Consider the following 23,603-nt stretch of genomic DNA (forward strand, 5'->3'; position numbering starts at 1 on the left):
TGGGGCTATCGAGCACACCATGCAGCAACAAAAAACCGCCCGAAATCGGGCGGCTTGTTGCTTCGACGTTGGGAAAGGGATCAGCCCTGTGCCTTAACCAGCGTCAAGTCGATCGAAGCGGTCTGGGTGGCTGGGGCGGTCTGGGTGTCGACGCCGCCGTGGGGATAGATGAAGCCGAAGGCAGGCGAGGGGCGCAGGCCGAGCGACTGGGTCGGGCCATACCACACGCGCACTTCCGACCAGTCGCCGGCGTCGGAAACGTCCACCGCCATCACGCCGCGTTCGACCATGCCGGGGCGCGACCAGTTGGCGTGGTTGATCATCACGTGGCGGGCGTCGACCACCTTGCTCACCACCGCAACGTGGCCATAGGGCATCGAACGCGAGGCGCGGAATGCCAGGACCGCGCCGGCCTTGGGGGCCTGGCCACGGGCATAAGTGCCGGCGGCGTTGCCCCACCAATCGCGCGCATTGCCCGAAAGCTGCACCTCGGAAACCTGGCGGGCATAAGTCACGCACTGGAGCCGGGCATGGGCCACGTTCGGCAGTGCAGCAAGCGAAGCGAAAGCGGCCAGAGCGGTGAGTGCGGTGCGAAGCATGGCGCTCACCTTAAGGATTTGCCCGGATTCGAGAACCCGCGGTTCCCACGGTTCACCGCTGCGGCTGAACCGTTTATCCTGCATTCATCTCGCCTGTGGACAACTTTTGCGATGCAGCATGCCGGCCAACGAAAAACGCCCGGACCGCTTGGGTCCGGGCGTCGTTCTGTGCACCTGCTGCGCGAGGCAGCCGGGCGTAAGGTCTGTTTTCAAAATTCGCGGAAGGGCGAATTTTGGGTTCCGGCACCGGCCCGCTCCCCCACCCGGCCTCCCAACGATAGTACCCTATGGGAGGCCGGGTGGGGGAGCGGGCTGGTGCCGGAACACCCGGAACTGCGGCAAGGCCGCAGTTCCGGGTCAAACACTTACGCGCTGTAGTACATGTCGAATTCGACGGCCGAAGGCGTGGTTTCCCAACGGTACACTTCGGGCCACTTCAGTTCGATGTAGCTTTCGATCTGGTCCTTGGTGAACACGCCGCCATCGAGCAGGAATTCGTGGTCAGCGGCCAGCGAGTCCAGCGCTTCACGCAGCGAACCGCAGACGGTCGGCACGGCGGCGAGTTCGGCCGGCGGCAGATCGTAGAGGTTCTTGTCCATGGCTTCGCCCGGGTGGATCTTGTTCTTGATCCCGTCGAGACCGGCCATCAGCAGCGCGGCATAGGCGAGGTAGGGGTTGGCCATCGCGTCGGGGAAGCGGAATTCCACGCGCTTGGCCTTGGTGCCGGCACCATAGGGGATGCGGCACGACGCCGAACGGTTGCGGGCCGAATAGGCCAGCAGCACGGGAGCTTCATAGCCCGGCACCAGGCGCTTGTAGCTGTTGGTCGTCGGGTTGGTGAAGGCGTTGAGCGCCTTGGCGTGCTTGATCACGCCGCCGATGAAGTAGAGGCACATGTCCGACAGGCCGGCATAGCCGTTGCCGGCGAACAGGGGCTTGCCCGAATCCCAGATCGAGATGTGGGTGTGCATGCCCGAGCCGTTGTCCTTCATGATCGGCTTGGGCATGAACGTGGCCGTCTTGCCATAGGCCTGCGCGACCTGGTGCACGACGTACTTGTAGATCTGCATGCGGTCGGCGGTCTGCACCAGGGTGCCGAAGGTCAGGCCCAGTTCGTGCTGCGCCGAGGCCACTTCGTGGTGGTGCTTGTCGCAGGGCAGGCCCATTTCGAGCATGGTCGAAACCATTTCGCCACGGATGTCGACGCAGCTGTCGACCGGGGCGACGGGGAAGTAGCCACCCTTGGCGCGCGGACGGTGCGCCAGGTTGCCGGCTTCGTAGTCCTTGTTCGAGTTGGTCGGCAGCTCGATGTCGTCGATCTTGAAGCCGTTGCCATCGTAGCCGTCATAGAACTTGACGTCGTCGAACAGGAAGAATTCGGCTTCCGGGCCGACATAGACGGTGTCGCCGATGCCGGTCGACTTGAGGAACGCTTCGGCGCGCTTGGCGGTCGAGCGCGGATCGCGGGCATAGAGTTCGCCGGTCGACGGTTCGACGATGTCGCAGTTGATGATCAGCATCGGCGTGGCCGAGAACGGATCGACGAACACCGAGTCGAGGTCGGGCTTGAGGATCATGTCCGACTCGTTGATGGCCTTCCAGCCTTCGATCGACGAGCCGTCGAACATCAAGCCGTCTTCCAGTTCGTCTTCGCCCAGGACCGACGACACCATGGTGAGGTGCTGCCACTTGCCCTTGGGGTCGGTGAAGCGGAGATCAACCCACTCGATTTCCTCTTCCTTGATACGGGCGAGGATGTCCTTTGCACTTGCCATCGCTGGTCCTTCTGTTTGCCCGCCAGATATGTGCGGCGGGCGTCAGGGGTGGTTGGATAAGGAGGCCGCCCGTCCCAAGGCCACCCCCGCTAACGCGCCGCACGTCCAGCCGTCCTTCCACGGAAGGAAAGGCCGAGCCCGCGGCGAAATTCAATCAGATCGCGTCGTTGTCGCGTTCGCCGGTGCGGATGCGCAGCGCGCTTTCGATGGGGATCACAAAGATCTTGCCATCGCCGATGCGGCCGGTCTGCGCGGCGGCGGCTACGGCTTCCACCACGCGTTCCACCAGCGCGTCGCCCACCACCACCTCAAGCTTCACCTTGGGCAGGAAATCGACAACATATTCGGCGCCGCGATAAAGCTCGGTATGGCCCTTCTGTCGGCCGAAACCCTTCGCCTCGGTGACGGTGATGCCCGAAACGCCGATTTCGTGCAGCGCTTCCTTCACTTCGTCGAGCTTGAAGGGTTTGATGATCGCTTCGATCTTCTTCACCGGTTCCTGACCCCTGCACCTGAATGCCGCGCTGCACCACGGGTATGTGGGCAGCCGCACGTTCCTTGTGTCCGCAGCGCCGATCCTAACAAGAATCGTGCCACTGTTAAGCACCTTGCCCTAGGCCATTGCTGCCTTGTGCGAAAGCGGGAAATGCACAGGGAAAGTAAGAAAGCAACCCAACCTTGCATGAAATCATGCGGGTTGTTGCGCAAATGCGACTTAAAAATGCTTAAATAAAAGGCAGGCGCTGCCTATTTTTTGGGCAACGCGCTTGTTGTGCGGCACCGGCCCACGCCCCCACCCGACCTCGATAGTACCCTATGGGAGGTCGGGTGGGGGCGTGGGCCGGTGCCGAACCCAAAATTCGCCGAGGGCGAATTTTGGAACAGACGCTCACCCCGCGTAGGGCGGCTTGTGCAGGCCCTTGGGGCTGGCGGTAAAGATTTCGCAGCCGTCCTCGGTAATGCCGATGGAATGTTCGAACTGCGCGGACAGCGAACGGTCGCGTGTCACCGCCGTCCAGCCATCATCCAGGATCTTCACCGCCGGCTTGCCCAGGTTGATCATCGGCTCGATGGTGAAGAACATGCCGGGCTTGAGCACCGGTCCGGTCCCCGCGCGCGCGGCGTGGACCACTTCGGGCGCATCGTGGAACAGACGGCCCAGGCCATGGCCGCAGAAATCGCGCACCACGCCATAGCGCTGCTTTTCGGCATGGGCCTGGATCGCGGCGCCGATGTCGCCCAGCCGCGCGCCGGGCTTGGCCTGTTCGATGCCGATCATCAGGCATTCATAGGTCACGTCGACCAGGCGGCGCGCCTTGAGCGGCACATCGCCCACCAGGTACATCCGGCTGGTATCGCCGTGCCAGCCATCGAGCAGCGGCGTCACGTCGATATTGACGATGTCGCCGTCCTTGAACGTCTTGTCCGAAGGAATGCCGTGGCACACCACATGGTTGATCGAGATGCAGCAGGAATGGGCATAGCCGCGATAGCCGAGCGTCGCCGGCACGGCGCCGGCGTCCAGCGTCATCTGGCGAACCACATCGTCGATCGCGGCGGTCGTCACGCCTGGCTGCACGAGCGGCGCCAGGGCGTCGAGGATCTCGGCGGCGAGGCGTCCGGCCTTGCGCATGCCCTCGAACCCGGCGGGGCCATGCAGCTTGATCGTTCCGTCGCGCAGGACGGTTTCGGTGTCGTCAACGGTCACATAGTCGGTCATCGCGCCTAGATAGCGCGGGCGGGGCGAAATTGCGAGGTTGGATCGATGGGCGGCGTGAGTCTGCGTGGCGGCGGGTGTTGGTGGGTTCGAGGCATTTCGGTCTTGTCATACTTACGGCGGTTGCTGCCGTTAGCAGGCTACGAAATGCTATCGTGGACAAGACGTACTCTGCTTCTGCGCCTGTCTTTGATGTCTCCATCCCACTCAATTACTCCGGATCTGGAGAGAGTGCGGAGACGAGATAATATGAAGAGGTCATCGATGACGTGACCAGTCTGAATGCTGATTGTATAATGAGCGTTGCCCACAACCCTCATCGCGGTTTGCCACTCTTTTGGTACCAAATTATGGATGATTTCGTCAAAATATTCGAGCGACGCAGAAGTTAGGCGATCATTTTTAACAATACGAAGTAATGCGTTTTCAGCTTTGAGTTTTCGCCATTCTGTTTGATGATGATCCCGTTCTTCTTCTGATAATTTAACCTCCTTGCCGACTAGGTTCGCCATAGCCTCTGTCCCTAGGAAGTGAAGGTCCGGCACGCTCATGACCGAAATCGGTTTCCTGTCGATCTTCGACAGCCACCATTTGAAACCCGCATAACTATCTGCGCGGTTTGGCGCGTACCATGCGATGATACGATGCGCGCCTTGCGTCGATTTATGAGGGAGAATTGCGTCATTTTGCAATAATTCTATCCAAGAATGTTCCCCTAATTCATTGTTCAACCATTTTCCGCGGACATCAGGATTATCGTCGTCTATTGGCCCGATGCTTAGGTCGTCGATTATGTCGAGAACTTTGTCTTGGATTTCTAGTTCGGACAATGCTCGCCTAAGAATGCCGGCGGGAGAAGAACCAAACACAACATGCAGGTAAGGATTGTCCACAGGGCCTCCCTAGACGCGCTGTCGCGACGTCCGCTTTGCGATAGTTTGTATTCTCGACGGAACGGCCGCAAGTGGGCGCTTTCTGGCAATGCTAACCATGCTGCCTGCAATATGCCAGACCGGCAACGTCGGCAAAATTTGTTCACGCAGAGGCGCAGAGGTGCGAAGGCGCAAAGATATTAGAAATCTCAGCGCCTCTGCGCGAATATTCTTTTTATCCTTCTCTGCAGAGGCGCGACGAATTGGCGCAAGCAACTGTTTACGGCGCCGCAAAAGCCCCGCGCCATTCGGGCTTTACGGCCGCCAGCACCGCCGGGGTGACCGGCAGCGTCAATTCATAGCTGCCTTCGGCATAAGGCCCGGCTTCATAAGGCGCGATGAGGAAGCCGATCCGATCGAAGCCCTTGTGCCGCAGCGACCCCAGGATGACCGTTTGCGCCAGGGGATCGATGCATTCGTCAAAGCCGCTGGCGCTGCCCAGGCTGGCATTGCCGCCGCGCTTCTTGGCGCGCTGCGCGTCGAGCGCCTTGCAGAAATCCGCGCGGATCGCTTTGGCCAGCGCCGCGGGCGAGGTGAACAGGTCGAGCGGCTGGCGCTGCTGGCCGGCGGCCTTGTCCCACAGGATCGCGGCGTAGCCATAGTTGGGATGGGCGCCGCCGCTGTCGTTGCCGACCAGGCTCGACAGGCTCAGCCAGCCGGGCAGGTCGGTCACCACCTGCCATTCCTGCCAGTGGGCATAGGGATGGAACGGGTATTTGTCGCGCGCGGCTTCCTTCTGTCCCTGCGCGGCATCGTGCAGCAAAGTGGCGCGGGTCTTGGCTTCGTCTGCGGCGAGTTGGGCGCGCAGCGCCGGCAGGGCATCGGCGGCAGCGGGCCAGGAATAGGAAAATTCGTAAGCGTCGGTGCTTTCCTTCACGCCATGCCCGGTGGTGGACGATTGCGTGGCTTGGGTACTGGCATGGCTGCCGGTGGCCGTTGTGGTTGCCGAAGCGGCGGTGGCGGCGGTGCTGGTCGGGCCGGGCGGCGGCGGCGCCTGGCGGTTGCAGGCGGCCAGCGTGGCCAGGGCCAGCAGCGCGAGGGAGCGGGCAGGGGGCATAACGGGCATTGCGGGGCAAATTCCTCTCGATCTTGGCGCCAACCTGGGCCAAGGTCTGCGCCAAGATGACCGACAAGAACGCGTTGATCCAGCCCGATCGCGACCAAGCCGCGATTGCCCTGCACATTGTCGACAAGGCCGCGCTGCCCGAATGGCTCCGCGCCCGCAGCGGCCAGGCGCGCGCGCTGCTGGCCGCGCAAGGCTTTGAAGGCAACGCCGGCGAGGTGGCGGTGGTACCCGATGGCGCAGGCGACGGCTGGACGGCCGTGGCCGGCGTGGCCGACCGCACCAGCCTTGGCACCTGGTGCCTGGCCCGCGCGGCCGAGCGGCTGCCGGCAGGCACCTATCGCCTGGCCGGTGGTGTCGATGGCACCCGCGCGTTGCATGGCTGGATCACGGCGCAGTACCGTTTCGATCGCTATCGCAGCGAAGCGGGAGAGCCCGGCCCGCGCGTGCTGCTGACCGGCGCGGTGCGCGCGCTGCCGCAGATCGTGGCCGAGGCTGCCGCTGTCGCCATGGTGCGCGACCTGGTCAACACGCCGGCGGAAGACATGGGCCCCGCGCAGATCGAGGCCGAGGCGCGCGCCCTGGCCAAGGCGCACCATGCCACGATCCACGTGGTGAGCGGCGATGCGCTGGAACGCGACTATCCGATGGTCCACGCGGTGGGCCGGGCGGCGGCGCGCAGCCATGCCCCGCGCCTGATCGAGCTGGAATGGGGCGATCCCCATGCCCCGCGCGTGGCCGTGGTGGGCAAGGGCGTATGCTTTGATTCCGGCGGGCTGGATATCAAGCCGGCCTCGGGCATGGCCTTGATGAAAAAGGACATGGGCGGCGCGGCGCACGCCCTGGCGCTGGCGGCGCTGATCATGGGCCAGAACTTGCCCGTGCGGCTGCACCTGCTGATCCCGGCAGTGGAAAACGCCATTGCCGGCAATGCCTTCCGCCCTGGGGACATTTTGCGCACGCGCCTGGGGCTGAGCGTGGAAGTGACCAACACCGATGCCGAAGGACGCCTGGTGCTGGGCGATGCGCTGACCCGCGCGAGCGAGGCCAAGCCCGATCTGGTGATCGATTTCGCCACCCTGACCGGCGCGGCGCGCGTGGCGCTGGGTCCCGATCTGCCCGCGATGTTCGCGCGGCAGGAGGAAACCGCCCGTGCCGTGCTGGCTGCGGGCAATGCCTGCGACGATCCGTGCTGGCCGCTGCCGCTGCACGATGCCTATCGCGAATGGCTGAAATCCGACGTGGCCGATCTGCAGAATGCCCCCAGCAACGGCTTTGCCGGCGCCAGCGTGGCGGCGCTGTTCCTCGATCGCTTTGTGGGCAAGGGCATCGACTGGCTGCATTTCGATACTTTTGCCTGGCGCCCGGTGGCCAAGCCTGGCCGGCCCAAGGGTGGTGAGGCGCTGGGGCTGCGCGCGGCTTGGGGGCTGTTGCAGGCACGCTATCGGGCCTGACCCGCGCCACGCGCTGCAAAGGGCGGATTTGGGGAAAACTTGAATCGCGGGGCAAGGGCGGCTAAGCGCGCGCCTTTGCGAATGTCCGGGAACCCGTCTTGTCTGCCGAATCCGATCTTGCCCTTGTCGTTTCCCCGGCCGTAGCGCCCGAGGGAGAACTGGCCTTGTCCGGCCCTTCGGCGAAGGTCGATCCGTTGCGACTGCCCGTGCGCGGTGACCTGGCGCATATTCGCCTGGCAGGGCGCGTGTTCGTGCCGCACTATGCGGTGCCCATGCCCCATCGCCTGAAGGCGGCCGCCCCGCTGCGCAGCGCGGGCCGCGCCGATGCAGACGTGCTGGCAGACCTGCCGGCGGGCGAATTCTTTGCCGTGATCGACATGGCCGGCGGCTGGGCCTGGGGCCAGGCTTCGGATGAAGGCGGGCGGGTCGGCTATGTCGCGCTGGCCGCGCTGGAGCCGACCGGGGAGCAGGACGCATGACCACGCAGGTCTTCATCGATGGCGCGGCCGGCACCACTGGCCTGGAAATTGCCGAGCGGCTGGCCGGCCGGCCCGAATTTGCGCTGATCACGCTGGATGAGGCGCGCCGCAAGGATGATGCGGCGCGTGGCGAAGCGATCAACGCGGCGGACGTGGTGATCCTGTGCCTGCCCGACGATGCCGCGCGCGCTGCCGTGGCGATGATCGGCAATGATACCACCCGCGTGATCGATGCCTCCACCGCACACCGCGTGGCCGATGGCTGGACCTATGGCCTGCCCGAAGTGGTGGGGCGCGACGCGGTGGCCAACGCCCGCCGCGTGGCCAACCCGGGCTGCTATCCCACCGGTTTCATCGCGCTGCTGGCGCCGCTGGTGCGCGCCGGCCTGTTGCCCGCCGACTGGCCCTATGTGGTGCATGCCGTCTCGGGCTATTCGGGCGGTGGCAAGGCGCTGATCGCCCGGTTCGAGGACGATACCGACATTGCCTGGCGTGGCTATGGCCTGGCCTTCGGGCACAAGCATGTGCCGGAAATGACGGCCTATGCCGGGCTTTCGGTCGCGCCGCTGTTCAGCCCCGCCGTGGTGCCGGCGCTGCGCGGCATGGTGGTGGAAGTGCCGCTTTCACTCGAAGCCATGCGCCGGACATTTTCGGGCACCGGTTCGGCCCAGGCGATGTTCGATGCCTTGGCTGCGTTCTATGCCGGCAGCCCGATCGTGAGCGTCACGCAAGGGGCGCCCGAGGAAGGCGAGTTCCTGATGCGTCGCAGCGCCCAGGCTTGGGATGGCCTGGCGCTGAGCGTGATCGGCAGCAAGGATGGCACCCAGGCGCGCCTCGTCGCGCGGCTGGACAATCTCGGCAAGGGTGCCAGCGGCGCTGCGGTGCAGACGCTCAACCTGATGGCTGGCCTTCCGGAAACGGCGGGGCTTTCGCTCTAAAAACCTGACCAACAAAAAACGCGCCAGGGTCAGGCCCCGGCGCGTTTTTTCATGCCCACAGGCGCGGAAGCGATCAGTCTTCCGGTGCGATCGTGACCTTGAGACCATCGACCACCGGCAGCTGGCACGACAGGCGCGAAGCCGGGGTGCGGTGGTCCGAGCTGTCGAGCAGGTCGTTTTCGTCTTCGCTCATCGTCGGCAGGGCCGCAGCGCCGTCGTCGACATAGACATGGCAGGTGGCGCATGAGCAGCACCCGCCGCACAGCGCCAGCAGCTCGTCAAAGCCGTTGTCGCGAATGGCTTCCATCACGGTAAGGCCGGTGCCGACCTCGATGGTCTTTTCCTCACCCGCACGATCTACGACAACCAGCTTCGGCATTGTCAAAAGCTCCTCATGGGGGGCGGGATTCGCATCGATCTCTGTTCGCCCTTCGTCCCGGCTGCTAATGCCCCCCAAATATATTGGCAAGTGCGAAGGGATGAGGCGCCCGATGGGACTTTCGGCAGAAGCGATAAGGGCCGGGCTCGATCACCTGGCCGTGCAGAACCCGGCTTTCGCCGATGCTTTGGCCAAAGTGGGCTATCCCGAGCCACGCCTGCGCGAGACCGGCTACCGCACGCTGCTGCGCACCATCGTGGGCCAGCAAGTGAGCGTGGCCGCCGCCGCTTCGGTCTGGACGCGGATGGAAGCGCTGCTGGGCGAAGCGATTCCGCCTGCCGATCTGCTGGCCGCGGATTTCGACGCGCTGCGCGGCTGTGGCCTGTCGCGGCAGAAGCAGGGCTATGCCCGGTCGCTGTGCGAGCTGGTGGTTTCGGGCGAACTGGACCTGGCCGCGCTGCCGGAGGACGATGAGGCCGCGATTGCCGAACTGGTGCGGATCAAGGGCATCGGACGCTGGTCTGCCGAAATCTATCTGCTGTTTGCCGAGGGGCGGCCCGATATCTGGCCGGCCGGCGACCTGGCCGTGCAGGTTGGCCTGGGCAAGCTGCTGGGCTTGCCCGAACGGCCGAGCGAAAAGGAAACGCGGGCCCTGGCCGAGCCCTGGCGCCCGCATCGCGGCGCGCTCGCGCTGTTTACCTGGCACTGCTATTCCAATCCCGCGCTGTGACCGGCACGATCTTCATCACCGGTGGCGCTTCCGGGATAGGCCGGGCCATCGCGCAACGTTTTGCTGCCGAGGGCTGGTTCGTGGCGCTGGCCGATGTGGACGCGGCCGGCATGGCCCAGACCGGCGCGCTGCTTCCCGCCGGGCGCTGGTCGGCCCATTGGCTCGATGTGCGCGACGCAGCCGGGTGGGACGCGGCGCTGGCCGAGGCTGCGCAGGCCGGAGGCGGCGCGATCCACGTGGTCGCCAACAATGCCGGGGTGCCACTGGGCGGGCCGCTCGCGCAGTGCAGCGTGGCCGAAATCGAGCAGGTGATCGCCATCAACCTGACCGGCGCGACCCTGGGCGCACGCGCGGCCTACCCCTGGTTGCAGGCCGCGGCGGCGAAGGGTGGGGCGCCGGCCTGCCTGCTCAACACGGCCAGCGCGGCGGCGCTTTATGGCACGCCGGGCACGTCGGTCTATGCGGCCACCAAGGCGGGCGTGCGGGCCTTGACCGAAGCGCTCGATGCCGAATGGGCACGTGATGGGATTGCCGTGCGCAGCCTGATGCCCGGCTTCATCGCCACGCCGCTGATCGAGCAGGCACCCAATGCGGCAACGCCGGGCACGATCCGCGACGTCGTCACGCGCCAGCGGCTGGAGATCGGCCGCGCCGAAGACGTGGCGCAGGCGGCGTGGCAGGCGGTACATGGCCAACGGCTGCACACGCTGGTCGGCCCCACGGCACGGCGCCTGGCCTTTGCGGCCCGCTGGCTGCCCGGCGCGCTGCGCCGCCGGTTGCAGCGATGAGGCTTGGTCGTTAGTGGATCGGGGGATGTGTTTTCTCTTCGTCACCCCGGACTTGATCCGGGGTCCCGCTTCTTTCGGCCCCTGAAAAGAAAAGCGGGACCCCGGGTCAAGCCCGGGGTGACGGCATTCATGTGGTGAACTTGAGAGTTGGATGACCAAGGTTGATCACATGACCGCACTCCATCTTGCCGCCCATGACATTGCCTGCCGGCGCGGCGACCGCGTGCTGTTTCGCGGGGTGGGCTTTGCCCTGGGGCCAGGCGACGCGCTGCATCTGGCCGGGGCCAATGGCATCGGCAAATCCAGCCTGATCCGCATCCTGGCGGGCCTGATGCGGCCCTTTGCCGGCACCGTGGAGCGCCAGGGCGCGGTGGCCCTGGTGGATGAGCGGCTGGCGCTCGACGGGCATCTGCCGTTGGGCCGTGCGCTGGCTTTCTGGCACAGGATCGACGGCACGGCACCCGATGCGGACGATCCGTTTGGCTTGGCGGATCTTGCCGACGTGCCAGTGCGTTACCTTTCTACCGGGCAAAAGAAGCGCGCGGCGCTGGCGCGACTGGCGGCGGCCAAGGCGCCGATCTGGCTGCTGGACGAGCCGCTCAATGGCCTCGACACGGCCTGGGCTGCCCAGGCGCAGGCGGCGATCGAGGCGCACCGCGCCGGTGGCGGACTGGTGGTGATTGCCTCGCACCAGCCGCTGGCGCTTGCGGGCGTGAAGACCCTGGCCATGGCCGATCACGTGCCGCTGCCCCATGGGGATGACGCGGAAGGGGATTGGGCATGATCGCGCGCCTCTGGCCGATCTTTCGGCGCGACCTGGCGCTGCTCCTGCGCGGTGCACAGGGGCGGGGCGGGGCGGCGCTGCCCTTGTTGTTCTTCCTGGCGGTGGCGATGCTCTATCCCTTTGCCGTGGGGCCCGATGCCCGCCTGCTGGGCCGCACCGGCGCCGGGGTGATCTGGGTGGCGGCATTGCTGGCGGCGATCCTGCCGCTCGACCGGCTGGTGGAACCGGATGTGGAAGCCGGGTTGTTCGACCAATGGGCCCTGCGTGGCCTTTCGGAAGAAGCGCTGCTGCTGGTGCGCATCGTGGCGCATTGGATCAGCTTTGGCGTGCCGTTGCTGCTGGCCACGCCGATCGCGGCGGGGTTGCTATCGCTCGATGCGGGGCAACTGGCCACGGTGGAATGGGGCCTGCTGCTAGGCACGCCGGGTTTGGCCGCGATCGGCGTGACGATCGCGGCGCTGACGGCCGGGCTGCGCGCGGGCGCGGCGCTGGGCGGGTTGCTGGCCATCCCGTTGACCGTGCCCTTGCTGATCTTCGGCGCCGGCTCGTTGCAGCCGGGTGGGGAAGGCGGCTTGGGCCTGCTGGCCGCGTGCAGCCTGGTGGCGCTGGCGGTGGCGCCCTTTGCCGGTGCCGCGGCGATCCGCGCCGGCCGTGAATAGATCGGCGCGCGAATAGCTTTCGAGTGCCCAAGCGCAATTGGGTTGCCGATTGCGTCGGGGCACCTTAACTCGCTTGCCATGACTGCTCCCGCGATCGTTCCCGACAGCCTCTCCCTCATCGGCAACACCCCGCTCGTGCGCCTGGCTGGGCCCAGCGCAGCGGCCGGCGCCGAAATCTATGGCAAGTGCGAATTTGCCAATCCCGGTGCCTCGGTCAAGGACCGCGCCGCGCTGTGGATCGTGCGCGATGCCGAAGAGCGCGGCGTGTTGCAGCCCGGCGGCACCATCGTCGAAGGCACGGCCGGCAACACCGGCATCGGCCTGGCCCTTGTGGCCAATGCGCTGGGCTACAAAAGCGTGATCGTGATGCCCGAGACGCAATCGCGCGAAAAGATGGACACGCTGCGCGCGCTGCGGGCCGAACTGGTGCTGGTGCCGGCGGCGCCCTTTTCCAATCCCAATCACTTCGTCCACACCTCGCGCCGCATTGCCGAGGAAACCGAAGGGGCGATCTGGGCCAACCAGTTCGACAACATCGCCAACCGCCGCGCCCATATCGAAAGCACCGCGCCCGAAATCTGGGCGCAGATGGATGGCCGCATCGATGGCTTCATTTGTGCGGCGGGCACCGGCGGCACGATCGCCGGCACGGGCATGGGCCTCAAGGCGTTCGACGAGAAAGTCACCATTGGCCTGGCCGATCCGCATGGTGCCGCGCTCTACAGCTATTACGCCCATGGCGAGTTGAAGGCCGAAGGGTCTTCGGTGGCCGAAGGCATCGGCCAGGGGCGCATCACCGCCAACCTGGAAGGCGCGCCGATCGATACCCAGTTCCGCATTTCCGACGAGGAAGGGCTTTATTGGGTCGAGCGCCTGCTGGCCGAGGAAGGGCTGTGCTTGGGCCTGTCGAGCGGGATCAACGTGGCCGGCGCCGTGGCGCTGGCCAAGCAGATCGGCCCCGGCGCACGGGTGGCCACGATCCTGTGCGACACGGGCTTCCGCTACCTCTCTTCGCTCTACAACCCCGAATGGCTGCGCGCCAAGGGTCTGCCCATCTTCCCGTGGCTTGAGCAATAAGCTATAGCTGCGCGATGGCGCTGTTCGGCTTGCAACGCGAACGCAAGGTCTCCCCGTTTGGGGCGCCGCCTTCTGCGCCCATCGTGCCGGTCCACCACGTGCCGCTTTCGCCACGTGAACTGCGTGCCCAGGCGGTCTATCGCCTGCAAGTGGGACTGTTTGGCCTGGGGGCCATCATCCTGCTGATCAGCCTTGCCAATGTGGTGATGGAGCGCGTGACGCTGGCCAATCGCGCCGCTGCGCTCGATCCCACGGTGGAAGCCAGCGCCACGGCCGCCAACGATCCCCTGGTCGATATGGGCGTCGCGCCGGAATTGCCGGTTGGCGCCGCGCCGCCCCAGCAAAGCCCCAGCCCGCAACAGCACTGATCGCGCCCGTTGGCTGCGCCGCGCGCGGCCAGGCGTGATGCGTTCGCGCGATTCTCCCGCTTCGGGGAAAATGCGGAACAGTGCGTCCGCGATTCCCGGTTCGCCACGGGAAAGCACGGGAAAAAGCACCTCCAAAATGACCCTGATTCGGAAACCGACGGGATTCCAACGGTTTTTGCAGGAAACATTTCGTGAACACATCTTTGGTTAAAGGTAAAAAACCATAAAAAACCTCAATTGAATCAGGTTTTGACCGTTCTTTCCCGCAATTTCCCCTTTTCGCCCGGATGCTCCCGCGATAGCATGGCGCCATCGGGACAAACTTTCATGTCGCATCCGTGGGGGATGGTTCGGCTGGTGTGCGCACATCGGCCGTCGACGGGAAGCTTTTGTCCGGCGGGCAAGGTGGTGACGGGACGTGGCGGGAGCACCGTCAAACTACTGGGGGCAAGGCTTCTCGCCGCGTGGCGAGAAGAACCGCTTCGTGCTGCCCGCAGACTTCCGCGCCACCGTCAAGGACGCCTCCCAGGGCCAGCGCCTGCTTTGCCTCGATCGCCACCACAAATTCCCCTGCCTCACCGGTTTCGGGCTGTCTCGCGTCGAAACCTTTCCCGCCCGCATCGCCCGGGAAGAGGAAATGGCTTTCAAGCGGGGCGAGGATTTCGATCCCGATACCCGTGCCGCCCAGCTTTATGGTTTCCTGCGTGCCAGCTTTGACGAATCCGGTCGTTTCATCCTGCCCGATCACCTCGGGGAGCAGGCCCGCGTGAGCGACGCGCTCTATTTCCACGGCGGCGGCGAATTCTTCACCATCTGGGCGCCCGAAGTGCTGTTCGAAATGGACAGCGGCTGGGACAGCGCCAAGGCGACGTGCCGTGCGCTGCTGGCCGAAGCGGCGCAGAAGGGGAAGCGCAAGTGAGCGATCTGCCGCCTTCCGCGCTCGTGCCCGTGCAGGCCCCGCACATTCCCGTGCTGCTCGATGAAGTGATCGCCGCGCTTGCCCCACAGGCCGGTGACGTGATCGTCGACGGCACGTTCGGCGCGGGTGGCTATACCCGTGCGATCCTGGCGCAGGGCGCCACGGTCCACGCCTTCGATCGCGATCCCGATGCGATTGCCGCCGGGCGCCTGTGGCCCGAAACCCAGGGCGCTGCGCCCACGCTGGTGCTGCATCCGCGCCGCTTTTCGGAAATGGCAGAGGCCATGGCGGAGGCGGGCATGGCCCAGGTTCAGGGCGTGGTGCTCGACATCGGCGTAAGCTCGATGCAGCTCGACCAGCGCGAGCGCGGCTTTGCCTTTTCCAGCGACGGCCCGCTCGACATGCGGATGTCGCAAGACGGGATGAGCGCGGCCGACTTCCTCAACGAAGGCGACGAGGCCGAAATCGCCGACGTGCTCTATGTCTATGGCGAAGAGCGCCAGTCGCGCCGCGTGGCACGTGCCGTGGTGGCGGCCCGGCCGCTCACCACCACCGGCCAGTTTGCCGCCGTGGTGCGCAAGGCGCTGGGCTATCGTCCCGGCGCGGCCAAGGATCCGGCCACGCGCAGCTTCCAGGCCGTGCGCATCCACGTGAACGGTGAACTGGACGAGTTGCGCGCCGCGCTCGATGCGGCAGAGCGGCTGCTCGCGCCGGGCGGGCGTCTGGCCGTGGTCAGCTTCCACAGCCTGGAAGACCGCATCGTCAAGCAGTTCCTGCGCGAAGCGGCCGGCGCCACGCCGTCGGGCTCGCGCCATCTGCCGCCCCAGGCACAAGCCTTTGCCGCGGTGTTCGAAAAGCCTTCGGCGGCGATCCGTCCGGGGGCCGAGGAAGAGGCACGCAACCCGCGCGCCCGGTCTGCCACCTTGCGCTGGGCGGTGCGTACCGCCGCCTCCGCGCGCGCGTTTTCGCAAAATGCGGGGAGCCTTTCGGCATGATCCTGTCTGCCCAACGCCTGCGGTCGATCGGTTGGCTGGCGCTGCTTGCGGTATGCGGCGCGCTGGTCATGATCCTGTCTTTCCGCGTCAATGCGCTGCGCAGCCAGGTGCACCGCGCCGAAGGGCAGATCGTCGCGCTCAAGCAGCAGAAGATGTATCTCGAAACAGAGTTCGAGACGCGCGCCAACCAGCAGCAGTTGAAGGCGTGGAACGACCTGGAATTCGGCTATGTCGCGCCCGTGGCCGGGCAGTACCTGGAAAACGAGCGCCAGCTTGCCGTGCTGAGCAAGCCGGCCGAACCCGATGCCCCCGCGCCGATCCGCGTGGCGACGGTGGATGACAGCGTGATTGCCGCCGCCGCCTTCCCGGCATTGTCGGGCGAGCATGCCGGCGTGCGCCCGCTGGCCGAAACGCACGAGGCCGAGCGGGATGGCGCCGGGGGCGACGATGGGGGCGCTGGCAAGCCGCGCAACCGCGCGCTCGACCATGCCGAAGCCACCGCGACGCTTGCCGAAAAGCTTGGCACGTTGCACGCCCCGAGCGCGAGCAAGGCCGCGCACAAGCGGGATGGCGGCGACGAAAAGGGCGAAAAGCGCGACAAGGCCCCGGCCAAGCGCGTGGCAACGGTGGAGAAGGCCAAGCCCCAGGCTTCCCGCGATACCGGCGCCCAGACTAAGGCTGTGGCCAAATCCGCCAAGGCGGACAAGGATGACGGCAAAGGCAAGGCGAAAGCCAAGCCGGCCGTGAAGACTGCACAAAAGACTGCCCATACGGATCGCAAGACAGGAGTGAAGACGAGCCGGTGAACCAGCTTACCGCCTCGGCAGCCATCGCCACGGGCCGCGTCCAGCTGGCCAGCGTGCGCCAGCGTTCGCTGGTCACCGCCAAGGTTCGCGTCCTGGTGGTGGCTGTCGGCTTCATCTTTCTCACCCTGACCGCGCTGGTGCGGCTCACCCAGCTGGGGCTGTTCGAGCAGGCGCCCGATCGCCGCTCGCTGGCAGAGGCGCTCTTGCCGCCGCGTGGCGAGATCACCGATCGCAACGGCGTGCCGCTGGCCCGCGCGTTCCCGTCCTATTCGCTGTGGTTCAATCCCAAGGCGCTGGGCGAGGGGGGCAATCCCCTGGTAAAGACGCCCGAGGAAGTGGCCCGCGCGCTGGTCCAGATATTCCCCGATGCCGATTACAAGGACCTGGTGGAGCGCCTGAAATCGGGCAGGGGCAGCTACTTGCGCAAGCGCGTCCTGCCCGAGGAAGCCAACCGCGTGTTTGCCCTGGGTGAACCCGCGCTGGAATTCCCGCGTGAAAACCAGCGCTATTACCCGCAAGGCTCGCTTGCCGCGAACGTGCTGGGCTATGTCGATGAAGAAGGCCAGGGCCACGTCGGCATGGAGCAGGTGCTCGAGCCGCGCCTGCTCGATCCCGCGCAGCGCGGCACGCCGGTGGCGCTTTCGCTCGATTCGCGGGCCCAGGGCGCGCTGGAAGACGAACTGCTGCGCGGCATGCAGGAAAGCAACGCCAAGGGCGCGGCGGGCATCGTCCTGGATGTGGACAGCGGCGAAGTGGTGGCGCTGGCTTCGCTGCCTTCGTTCAATCCCAACCGATCGGATCGCGCGTTCAACGACCTCGTGTTCAACCGCGTGTCGAACCAGGTGTACGAGCTTGGCTCCACGTTCAAGCCGATCACCATTGCCGCTGCGATCGATGCGGGCGTGGTCACCGACCTGTCGGTACGCTATCCGGCCGGCCCCCTGCATATCGCCGGGCGCACGATCCACGACAGCCACAATTTCGGCGCCTCGCTCAACGTGCCCGAGGCGCTGATCCATTCATCGAACATCGTCACTGCACAGGTGGCCGACAAGCTGGGCGGCCCGCTGCTCAAGCGCACGATGATGGCGCTGCACATGAACCAGCGCCCCACCATCGAACTGCCGGCGCGCGGCTTCCCGCTGTGGCCGCACGGCGAAAACGCGGCTGGCGACTGGAGCCGGATCACCACGATGACGGTCAGCTATGGCCACGGCATTGCCGTCACGCCGCTGCACCTGGCCTGTGCCTATGCCGCGCTGGTCAATGGCGGCATCTGGCGCCCGGCTACGCTCTACAAGGTGGACCCGGCGCATGTGCCGGCCGGCACGCGCGTGTTCAAGGCGTCCACGAGTGCGCGCATCCGCCAACTCTTGCGCATGATCGTGGCCGATGGCACGGGGCGCAAGGCCGATGCCTCGGGCTTCCGCGTGGGCGGCAAGACCGGCTCGGCCGAAAAGCCGGGCAATGGCGGCTATCGCAAGACGTCGCTGGTGGCGACGTTTGCGGCGGCCTTCCCGATGGACAAGCCGCGCTATGTGGTCATCGCCATGCTCGATGAACCGCAGGGCACGGCGGCCACCTCGGGCCAGCGCACGGCGGCGTGGAACGCGGCGCCGATCGTGGGCCGCGTGGTGCCGCGCATCGGGCCGCTGCTGGGCGTTGTGCCGGACGCCAGCCGCGACGTGGATATTTCTGACCTTTCGCCGTTGATCGGCAGTGGAGATGGTGAATGAAGCTGGGTTTGCTGGCACGGTCTGCCGGTGTTGCGCTGCCCCAGGCGGCCGCCGAGATCAATGTGACCGGCTTTGCCATCGACAATCGCAAGGTGGCGCCGGGCACGGTGTTCGGTGCCTTTCCCGGCGCGCAGGCCAATGGCGAGGATTTCATTCCCGCCGCGATTGCCGCCGGTGCGATTGCCGTGGTCGCCCGGCCGGAAGCCCGCGTCGAAGGGGCCGTGCACCTGGCCGATGCCAACCCGCGCCGCCTGTTTGCGCACTTGGCCGCGCCGTTCTTTGCCCCCGTGCCCGAAACCGTGGTGGCGGTGACCGGCACCAACGGCAAGACCTCGACCGTCGAAATGACGCGCCAGCTATGGCGCATGGCCGGGCACGCTGCCGCCTCGATCGGCACCTTGGGCGTGACCACTGCCGACGAAAGCGTTTCCACCGGCCTTACCACGCCCGATATCGTCACGTTCCTGGCCAACCTGCATGGCCTGGCGCGCGAAGGGGTGAGCCATGTGGCCTATGAAGCCTCCAGCCACGGCCTTTCGCAGTTCCGCAACGAGGGGCTGCGCGTGGTGGCCGGCGGGTTTACCAACCTCAGCCGCGACCATCTCGATTATCACGAGACGATGGACGCCTATTTCGCGGCCAAGATGCGCCTGTTCGATGAAGTGGTGGCCGATGGCGGCAGCGCCGTGGTCTGGGCTGATGACGCGTGGAGCGACAAGGCCTTGGCCCATGTGGCGGCGCGCGGCCTCAAGGCGATCACCGTGGGCGAAAAGGGGGAGACCATTCGCCTGGCCGGCCGCACCCCCACGCAACTGGGCCAGGTGCTTGAACTCGTGCACCAAGGCGCCACCCGCAAGGTGACGTTGCCGCTGATCGGCGCGTACCAGGCGGCCAATGCGCTGGTGGCCGCAGGCCTGGTGATCGCGAGCGGCGGCGACGCTGGTCGCACGCTCGATGCGCTGGCACGGCTGCAACCGGTGCGCGGGCGGCTGGAACGCGCGGCGATCAGCCGCGTCGGCGCGCCGGTCTATGTCGATTACGCGCACACCCCCGATGCCATCGAAGCCGCGATTGCCGCGCTGCGCCCGCACGTGGGCGCGCGACTGATCACCGTGATCGGCGCGGGCGGCGATCGCGATACCGGCAAGCGCGCGCCGATGGGCGCGGCGGCCTGCGCCGGATCGGACGTGGTGATCGTGACCGACGACAACCCGCGCGGCGAAGATCCTGCGGTGATCCGCGCCGCCGTGATGGCCGGTTGCGATGGCAAGGCGGTGGAAGTGGCCGACCGCCGCGCCGCGATTGCCGCGGCCGTCAGCCAGGCCGGCGCGGGAGACATCGTGCTGGTGGCCGGCAAGGGACACGAACAGGGACAGATCGTGGGGCGTGGTGAAGCAATGCGGGTCTTGCCGTTCGACGACGTGCAGGTGGCCCGCGAATGCGTGGGAGAAATAACCGGATGAGCGCAACCGCCGCCCTGCTCGATTGGCCATTGGAGGCCGAGGACGATACGCCGCTGGCGCTATGGAGCGCGAGCGAGATCGCGGCGGCAACCGGGGGCAAGGCCTCTACCGCCTTTGCCGTGAACGGGGTGGCGTTCGACAGCCGCGAAGTGATGGAAGGGGACTTGTTCCTCGCGCTGCGCGGCGAAAGCGCCGACGGCCATCGCTTTGTCACTGGCGCGTTCGGCAAGGGTGCGGCCGCCGCGCTGGTGGAGCATCCCGTGCTGCACCCGCATGTGCTGGTGGAGGACACCACTGCCGCGCTCGATGCGCTGGGCCGCGCCGCCCGCGCGCGATTGGCGCCCGAGGCACGGGTGATCGGCGTGACCGGATCGGCGGGCAAGACTTCGGTGAAGGAAGCGCTGTTCGCCGCGCTCGACCGGGGCAGCCGGGGCCGCGCGCACCGCTCGGTGAAAAGCTACAACAACCACGTCGGCGTGCCGCTCAGCCTCTCGCGCATGCCGGCGCGCACGCAGTTCGGCGTGTTCGAGATGGGCATGAACCACGCCGGTGAGCTTTCCGCGCTGACGCGACTGGTGCGCCCGCACGTGGCCATCGTCACCACCATCGCGCCGGCCCACATCGGCCATTTCAGTGGCGAGGAAGCGATTGCCGACGCCAAGGGCGAGATTTTCGAAGGGCTGGAGCCGGGCGGGGTGGCGATCATTCCGGCCGACAGCCCGCACTACGAACGCCTGCGCGCCAAGGCCGCGCAACATGCCGGCACGATCATTGCCTTTGGCCGTGCCGCCCATGCCGATGTGCGCCTGCTCGACGTGGTGGCCGCGCCCGGCGGCGGTTCGCTGGTCACCGCCGACCTGGGCGGCTTTGGTGAAGGGGGCGGCAAGCTGTGCTACACCGTGGCGCAGCCGGGCGATCACTGGGTGATCAACTCGCTCGCCGTGATGGCGGCGGTGCGCGCTGCGGGTGGAGACCTGGGTGCGGCCGGCCTGGCGCTGGCGGAAATGGAAGGGCTGGCCGGCCGCGGCGCGCGCCATGCCATTGCCGCCCCGGGCGGCGATGGCAGCGGTACCGCGCTGCTGATCGATGAAAGCTATAACGCCAATCCGGCATCAATGGCCGTCACTCTGGCGGGCCTGGGCGCCACCCCGGCAGCGCGGCGCATTGCCGTGCTGGGCGCGATGCGCGAACTGGGCGCCGACGAGGATCGCTATCACGCCGACCTGGCCGGGCCAATTCTGGCGGCGGGCATTGCCCACGCCGTGCTGGTTGGGCCCGAAATGGCGGCATTGGCCGCCGCATTGGGGAAAAGCAGCGGCACCGCGCTTGCCGCGTCGCTGCAAGTCGATCATGTGCACACGAGTGCCGAGGCCGCAGACGTGCTGGCCCGGATCGGCATTGCGGGCGGGGACGCCATCCTCGTAAAGGGTTCGAATTCGGTTGGTCTGGGCGCGCTGGTAAAGGCGCTGGCCTGACAAGGAACGGTGAATGCTCTATCTCCTGGCTCACTGGCTGCATTATGAAGGCCTGACCAATCTCTTCCGCTACCAGTCGTTTCGGGCCGGGGCCTCGCTGCTGACCGCGCTGATGATCGGGCTGCTGATCGGCCCGCGTTTCATCAACATGCTGCGCATCCGCCAGGGCAAGGGCCAGCCGATCCGCGAGGATGGGCCGCAAACCCACTTGGCCAAGCGCGGCACGCCCACCATGGGCGGGCTGATGATCGTGACCGCGCTGGTCCTTGGCCTGCTCATGTGGATGGACCTGTCGAGCCGCTATGTCTGGGCCTGCCTGATCGTCACGCTCGGTTTCGGGCTGATCGGATTTCTCGACGATTACGACAAGGTGACGAAGTACGCGCACCAGGGCGTGCCGGCCAAGGTGCGCCTGCTGCTCGAATTCGTGATTGCCGGCATCGCTGCCTGGCTGGTGGTGACCGAAACCAACCTCTATGTGCCGGTGTTCAGCAATCTCTATATTCCGCTCGGGCCGTTCTACTTCGTGTTTGCCGCCTTCGTCATCGTGGGGGCGGGCAATGCCGTGAACCTGACCGACGGGCTCGACGGCCTGGCGATCATGCCGGTGATCATCGCCTGCGGCACCTTTGCGATCATCGCCTATCTGGCTGGCCGCGCCGACTATGCCCATTATCTGGGCATTCCCCATGTGCCCGGCGCGGGCGAGCTAGCGATCTATTGCGCGGCGGTGATGGGCGCGGGCCTTGCTTTCCTGTGGTTCAACGCGCCGCCGGCCGCCGTGTTCATGGGCGATACCGGCAGCCTGGCGCTGGGCGGCACGCTGGGCGTGATCGCGGTGGCCGCGCACCATGAAATCGTGCTGGCCATCGTGGGCGGCCTGTTCGTGATGGAAGCGGTCTCGGTGATCGTGCAGGTCTTCGTCTACAAGCGCACGGGCAAGCGGGTGTTCCGCATGGCCCCGATCCACCACCATTTCGAACAGCTCGGCTGGAAGGAATCGACCGTGGTGATCCGCTTCTGGATCGTCTCGATCGTGCTGGCCCTGCTCGGTCTTGCCACGCTGAAGGTGCGATGATCGTCTCGTCCGCCTTTGCCGGAAAGAAATACGCCGTGCTCGGCCTGGCGCGCTCGGGCATGGCCACGGTCGAATGCCTGCTCGCCAGCGGTGCCCACGTCACGGCGTGGGACGCGCGCGAGGAACCGCGCGCCGCGCTGGAAGGGCGTGCCACCCTGGCCGACCCCCTGGCGATCGACCTCGCCGGATTTGCCGGCGTCGTGGTGTCGCCCGGCGTGCCGCTCAATCGCCATCCCATTGCCGCCCATGCGCGCGGCGCCGGGGTGCCGGTGATCGGCGACATCGAGCTGTTCGCCCAGGCCCGCGCCGACCTGCCCGCCCATCGCGTGGTGGCGATCACCGGCACCAATGGCAAGTCCACCACCACCGCGCTGACCCATCATCTGTTGCAGGCTGCCGGCGTGCCCAGCCTGATGGGTGGCAATATCGGCAAGCCGATCCTGGAGCAGCAGCCCTTGCCGGCCGGCGGGGTCTATGTCCTGGAACTGTCGAGCTACCAGATCGACCTGACCCAGCGGCTCGATGCCGATGTGGCCGTGCTGCTCAATGTCAGCCCGGATCACCTCGATCGCTACGATGGCTATGATGCCTATGTCGCGTCCAAGGCGCGGCTGTTCGGCATGCAGGCGCATGGCCACCTTGCGCTGGTGGACATGCGGGCAGAGCTTGAAGACGATGTGCTGCGCTTTGCCCCCGAAGGCACCAACTTCCAGTTCATCAACGGCATCGACCTGCCCGGCGATCCGGCGCAATGGCCCAGCTTGCAAGGGCCGCACAACCGCGCCAACGCTGCCGCGGCGGTGGGGGCTGCGCGCTATCTCGGCCTTGACGAGGCGACGATTGCCGCGGGCCTCAAAAGCTTCGTTGGGCTGCCGCATCGCATGGAACGCGTGGCGGAAAAGAACGGCGTGCTGTTCGTGAATGACAGCAAGGCCACCAACCCGGCCTCTACCGCGCCGGCGCTGGCGGCGTTTCCGCGCATCCACTGGATCGTGGGCGGGCTGCCCAAGGGCGACGACCTTGATGAGTGCGCGCCCCATTTCGGCCACGTCGTGCGCGCCTATACCATTGGCGAGGCTGGCCCTCGCTTTGCCGAAATCCTGGAGCCGGTCATGCCGGTGACCCGGGCCGAGATGCTGGGCGATGCCGTGCGCGCCGCGATGGAGCAGGCCGTGCCGGGCGATGTCATCATGCTCTCGCCGGCCTGTGCCAGTTTTGATCAGTTCCGCGATTTCGAGGCGCGTGGCGAATGCTTCCGCCAGATCGTGGCAGCCCTGACGGCGGGGAGTTGACCGGCATGCCTTCTGGCGGGCCCGTTGCCCCTCCGCCGACCGGCACGGTTCCGGCGTCTGCCGTTGCTTTGCCCACCGCCGCGCCCGCCACTTCGGC

24 protein-coding genes are annotated in these 23,603 nt (G+C 66.4%); 17 read left to right on the forward strand and 7 right to left on the reverse strand.

The genetic code is table 11. From position 1 onward, the window contains the following. Positions 1-80: 80 nt before the first annotated feature. The 6 genes from FHT19_RS17025 to FHT19_RS17050 all read right to left on the reverse strand — a co-directional run bounded on the left by FHT19_RS17025 (position 81) and on the right by FHT19_RS17050 (position 6,089). Complete coding sequence (locus FHT19_RS17025) at positions 81-599, reverse strand: CHAP domain-containing protein (protein ID WP_168556838.1); 519 nt, start codon at positions 597-599, stop codon at positions 81-83. 365 nt (positions 600-964) lie between these two features. Beyond that, positions 965-2,374: a type I glutamate--ammonia ligase gene (gene glnA, locus FHT19_RS17030; RefSeq protein ID WP_168556839.1), complete on the reverse strand. Its 1,410-nt coding sequence runs from the start codon at positions 2,372-2,374 to the stop codon at positions 965-967. 154 nt (positions 2,375-2,528) lie between these two features. Next, positions 2,529-2,867 carry a P-II family nitrogen regulator gene (locus tag FHT19_RS17035; RefSeq protein WP_110761627.1) on the reverse strand — a complete coding sequence of 113 codons (339 nt, stop codon included), beginning with the start codon at positions 2,865-2,867 and terminating at the stop codon, positions 2,529-2,531. Positions 2,868-3,263: 396 nt separating this feature from the next. Beyond that, positions 3,264-4,094, reverse strand: a complete 831-nt coding sequence (map, locus tag FHT19_RS17040) for a type I methionyl aminopeptidase (RefSeq protein ID WP_168556840.1) — start codon at positions 4,092-4,094, stop codon at positions 3,264-3,266. Positions 4,095-4,231: 137 nt separating this feature from the next. Continuing rightward, entirely contained in the window at positions 4,232-4,984 is a 753-nt protein-coding gene (locus tag FHT19_RS17045; protein ID WP_169476026.1) for a DUF3658 domain-containing protein, read from the reverse strand. Between the two features lie 259 nt (positions 4,985-5,243). Then, positions 5,244-6,089, reverse strand: a complete 846-nt coding sequence (locus FHT19_RS17050) for a DUF4163 domain-containing protein (RefSeq protein ID WP_248290523.1) — start codon at positions 6,087-6,089, stop codon at positions 5,244-5,246. A 56-nt stretch (positions 6,090-6,145) separates the two neighbouring features. Between FHT19_RS17050 and FHT19_RS17055 the strand changes: the two genes are divergently transcribed. The 3 genes from FHT19_RS17055 to argC all read left to right on the forward strand — a co-directional run bounded on the left by FHT19_RS17055 (position 6,146) and on the right by argC (position 8,957). Continuing rightward, positions 6,146-7,540 carry a leucyl aminopeptidase family protein gene (locus FHT19_RS17055; protein ID WP_169476027.1) on the forward strand — a complete coding sequence of 465 codons (1,395 nt, stop codon included), beginning with the start codon at positions 6,146-6,148 and terminating at the stop codon, positions 7,538-7,540. Positions 7,541-7,638: 98 nt separating this feature from the next. Continuing rightward, positions 7,639-8,019 carry an SH3 domain-containing protein gene (locus tag FHT19_RS17060; protein ID WP_169476028.1) on the forward strand — a complete coding sequence of 127 codons (381 nt, stop codon included), beginning with the start codon at positions 7,639-7,641 and terminating at the stop codon, positions 8,017-8,019. After that, on the forward strand, positions 8,016-8,957 hold the full coding sequence (gene argC / locus FHT19_RS17065; protein ID WP_169476030.1) for an N-acetyl-gamma-glutamyl-phosphate reductase: 942 nt from the start codon (positions 8,016-8,018) through the stop codon (positions 8,955-8,957). Before FHT19_RS17060 ends, argC begins: the two co-directional genes overlap by 4 nt. Positions 8,958-9,030: 73 nt before the next feature. Here the strand turns inward: argC and FHT19_RS17070 are convergent, their stop codons facing one another. Continuing rightward, positions 9,031-9,336: a 2Fe-2S iron-sulfur cluster-binding protein gene (locus FHT19_RS17070; protein WP_168556845.1), complete on the reverse strand. Its 306-nt coding sequence runs from the start codon at positions 9,334-9,336 to the stop codon at positions 9,031-9,033. A 112-nt stretch (positions 9,337-9,448) separates the two neighbouring features. On the opposite strand from FHT19_RS17070, the gene FHT19_RS17075 reads away from it, so the two are divergent. The 14 genes from FHT19_RS17075 to murD all read left to right on the forward strand — a co-directional run bounded on the left by FHT19_RS17075 (position 9,449) and on the right by murD (position 23,506). Then, the gene (locus tag FHT19_RS17075) at positions 9,449-10,066 is read left to right on the forward strand and encodes a DNA-3-methyladenine glycosylase 2 family protein (protein WP_168556846.1); all 618 of its coding nucleotides are present in this window, start codon (positions 9,449-9,451) and stop codon (positions 10,064-10,066) included. Next, positions 10,063-10,854: an SDR family oxidoreductase gene (locus tag FHT19_RS17080; RefSeq protein ID WP_169476031.1), complete on the forward strand. Its 792-nt coding sequence runs from the start codon at positions 10,063-10,065 to the stop codon at positions 10,852-10,854. The genes FHT19_RS17075 and FHT19_RS17080 overlap by 4 nt, the downstream gene beginning before the upstream one ends. A gap of 151 nt (positions 10,855-11,005) precedes the next feature. Continuing rightward, entirely contained in the window at positions 11,006-11,638 is a 633-nt protein-coding gene (gene ccmA / locus FHT19_RS17085; protein ID WP_248290524.1) for a heme ABC exporter ATP-binding protein CcmA, read from the forward strand. Then, positions 11,635-12,297 (forward strand): heme exporter protein CcmB, encoded by a 663-nt coding sequence (ccmB, locus tag FHT19_RS17090; RefSeq protein WP_168556849.1) that lies wholly within the window; start codon positions 11,635-11,637, stop codon positions 12,295-12,297. Before ccmA ends, ccmB begins: the two co-directional genes overlap by 4 nt. A 78-nt stretch (positions 12,298-12,375) precedes the next feature. Next, the gene (locus tag FHT19_RS17095; RefSeq protein WP_168556850.1) at positions 12,376-13,374 is read left to right on the forward strand and encodes a cysteine synthase A; all 999 of its coding nucleotides are present in this window, start codon (positions 12,376-12,378) and stop codon (positions 13,372-13,374) included. 14 nt (positions 13,375-13,388) lie between these two features. Beyond that, positions 13,389-13,742, forward strand: coding sequence for a hypothetical protein (locus FHT19_RS17100; RefSeq protein ID WP_168556851.1), 354 nt, complete (start codon positions 13,389-13,391; stop codon positions 13,740-13,742). A 418-nt stretch (positions 13,743-14,160) separates the two neighbouring features. After that, a complete protein-coding gene (locus FHT19_RS17105; RefSeq protein WP_168556852.1) occupies positions 14,161-14,661 on the forward strand; it encodes a division/cell wall cluster transcriptional repressor MraZ in 501 nt (166 codons plus the stop codon). Continuing rightward, positions 14,658-15,656 carry a 16S rRNA (cytosine(1402)-N(4))-methyltransferase RsmH gene (gene rsmH / locus FHT19_RS17110; protein ID WP_248290525.1) on the forward strand — a complete coding sequence of 333 codons (999 nt, stop codon included), beginning with the start codon at positions 14,658-14,660 and terminating at the stop codon, positions 15,654-15,656. The genes FHT19_RS17105 and rsmH overlap by 4 nt, the downstream gene beginning before the upstream one ends. Then, positions 15,653-16,462 carry a hypothetical protein gene (locus FHT19_RS17115; protein ID WP_169476033.1) on the forward strand — a complete coding sequence of 270 codons (810 nt, stop codon included), beginning with the start codon at positions 15,653-15,655 and terminating at the stop codon, positions 16,460-16,462. Before rsmH ends, FHT19_RS17115 begins: the two co-directional genes overlap by 4 nt. Then, a complete protein-coding gene (locus FHT19_RS17120) occupies positions 16,459-18,198 on the forward strand; it encodes a penicillin-binding protein 2 (RefSeq protein ID WP_168556854.1) in 1,740 nt (579 codons plus the stop codon). Before FHT19_RS17115 ends, FHT19_RS17120 begins: the two co-directional genes overlap by 4 nt. Continuing rightward, positions 18,195-19,661 (forward strand): UDP-N-acetylmuramoyl-L-alanyl-D-glutamate--2,6-diaminopimelate ligase, encoded by a 1,467-nt coding sequence (locus FHT19_RS17125; RefSeq protein WP_169476035.1) that lies wholly within the window; start codon positions 18,195-18,197, stop codon positions 19,659-19,661. The genes FHT19_RS17120 and FHT19_RS17125 overlap by 4 nt, the downstream gene beginning before the upstream one ends. Beyond that, positions 19,658-21,136, forward strand: a complete 1,479-nt coding sequence (murF, locus tag FHT19_RS17130; RefSeq protein ID WP_169476037.1) for a UDP-N-acetylmuramoyl-tripeptide--D-alanyl-D-alanine ligase — start codon at positions 19,658-19,660, stop codon at positions 21,134-21,136. Before FHT19_RS17125 ends, murF begins: the two co-directional genes overlap by 4 nt. A 13-nt stretch (positions 21,137-21,149) precedes the next feature. Beyond that, a complete protein-coding gene (gene mraY, locus FHT19_RS17135) occupies positions 21,150-22,214 on the forward strand; it encodes a phospho-N-acetylmuramoyl-pentapeptide-transferase (protein WP_168556857.1) in 1,065 nt (354 codons plus the stop codon). Next, entirely contained in the window at positions 22,211-23,506 is a 1,296-nt protein-coding gene (gene murD / locus FHT19_RS17140; protein ID WP_169476039.1) for a UDP-N-acetylmuramoyl-L-alanine--D-glutamate ligase, read from the forward strand. Before mraY ends, murD begins: the two co-directional genes overlap by 4 nt. Positions 23,507-23,603: the final 97 nt, after the last annotated feature.

Origin of the sequence: Novosphingobium sp. SG919, from assembly GCF_012932495.1 — a bacterium.
Classification (GTDB): Bacteria; Pseudomonadota; Alphaproteobacteria; order Sphingomonadales; family Sphingomonadaceae; genus Novosphingobium; species Novosphingobium rhizosphaerae.

Bases quoted from the DNA above. Each gene is read 5' to 3' on its own strand.
- FHT19_RS17025 (WP_168556838.1), bottom strand. From the start codon at position 599: ATGCTTCGCACCGCACTCACCGCTCTGGCCGCTTTCGCTTCGCTTGCT.
- glnA (WP_168556839.1), bottom strand. From the start codon at position 2,374: ATGGCAAGTGCAAAGGACATCCTCGCCCGTATCAAGGAAGAGGAAATC.
- map (WP_168556840.1), bottom strand. From the start codon at position 4,094: ATGACCGACTATGTGACCGTTGACGACACCGAAACCGTCCTGCGCGAC.
- FHT19_RS17050 (WP_248290523.1), bottom strand. From the start codon at position 6,089: ATGCCCGTTATGCCCCCTGCCCGCTCCCTCGCGCTGCTGGCCCTGGCC.
- FHT19_RS17055 (WP_169476027.1), top strand. From the start codon at position 6,146: ATGACCGACAAGAACGCGTTGATCCAGCCCGATCGCGACCAAGCCGCG.
- argC (WP_169476030.1), top strand. From the start codon at position 8,016: ATGACCACGCAGGTCTTCATCGATGGCGCGGCCGGCACCACTGGCCTG.
- FHT19_RS17070 (WP_168556845.1), bottom strand. From the start codon at position 9,336: ATGCCGAAGCTGGTTGTCGTAGATCGTGCGGGTGAGGAAAAGACCATC.
- FHT19_RS17075 (WP_168556846.1), top strand. From the start codon at position 9,449: ATGGGACTTTCGGCAGAAGCGATAAGGGCCGGGCTCGATCACCTGGCC.
- ccmA (WP_248290524.1), top strand. From the start codon at position 11,006: ATGACCAAGGTTGATCACATGACCGCACTCCATCTTGCCGCCCATGAC.
- ccmB (WP_168556849.1), top strand. From the start codon at position 11,635: ATGATCGCGCGCCTCTGGCCGATCTTTCGGCGCGACCTGGCGCTGCTC.
- FHT19_RS17095 (WP_168556850.1), top strand. From the start codon at position 12,376: ATGACTGCTCCCGCGATCGTTCCCGACAGCCTCTCCCTCATCGGCAAC.
- FHT19_RS17100 (WP_168556851.1), top strand. From the start codon at position 13,389: ATGGCGCTGTTCGGCTTGCAACGCGAACGCAAGGTCTCCCCGTTTGGG.
- FHT19_RS17115 (WP_169476033.1), top strand. From the start codon at position 15,653: ATGATCCTGTCTGCCCAACGCCTGCGGTCGATCGGTTGGCTGGCGCTG.
- FHT19_RS17125 (WP_169476035.1), top strand. From the start codon at position 18,195: ATGAAGCTGGGTTTGCTGGCACGGTCTGCCGGTGTTGCGCTGCCCCAG.
- murF (WP_169476037.1), top strand. From the start codon at position 19,658: ATGAGCGCAACCGCCGCCCTGCTCGATTGGCCATTGGAGGCCGAGGAC.
- mraY (WP_168556857.1), top strand. From the start codon at position 21,150: ATGCTCTATCTCCTGGCTCACTGGCTGCATTATGAAGGCCTGACCAAT.
- murD (WP_169476039.1), top strand. From the start codon at position 22,211: ATGATCGTCTCGTCCGCCTTTGCCGGAAAGAAATACGCCGTGCTCGGC.